General features: G+C 55.6%; 1 protein-coding gene. It reads right to left on the reverse strand.

The window, feature by feature from the left end; translation table 11 throughout:
- Nucleotides 1–441, reverse strand: a 441-nt coding sequence (locus WCE05_RS26050; protein WP_368816847.1) for a translocation/assembly module TamB domain-containing protein, incomplete at both ends; no start/stop codon positions are given.

Consider the following 441-nt stretch of genomic DNA (forward strand, 5'->3'; position numbering starts at 1 on the left):
GGACACTGCTTCCAGATATAGCTTAGGCATCAGGCGATAACGTAACGTGAGTGTAGCCAGTGAGTCAAAGATCCCCACGCCATATTTTACCTGTAGACCCGGCAGTACATAGCCGCTGACCACTACCTGCGAAGAGTCACCCACGCCCTGAGTGTCCAGCGCCAGATTGCTTACGCCAAACGTCTCGCCGATTTTACCCACAACCTGACCACTTTGTGCAACCCCCAGACCGACTAACATTGATGTCATTGCCGCACCATCGCCCTGTTGGCTATCCAGACCCTGGCCGCGCAGGAGGTAAGAGAGCGCTTCCTGTTGCGACATGGCCGGGTCAGAGAAGATTTCTGCCTTAGGTTCATCGGCGGAGCCCGTCACGCGCACGCCTGCAATCACATCATCTTCGGTGGCTTCCGGGTTACGGATCGCTTCGATATTGAGTAC

Source organism: Pseudomonas sp. I2 (genome assembly GCF_040984075.1).
Lineage (GTDB): Bacteria > Pseudomonadota > Gammaproteobacteria > Pseudomonadales > Pseudomonadaceae > Aquipseudomonas > Aquipseudomonas guariconensis_B.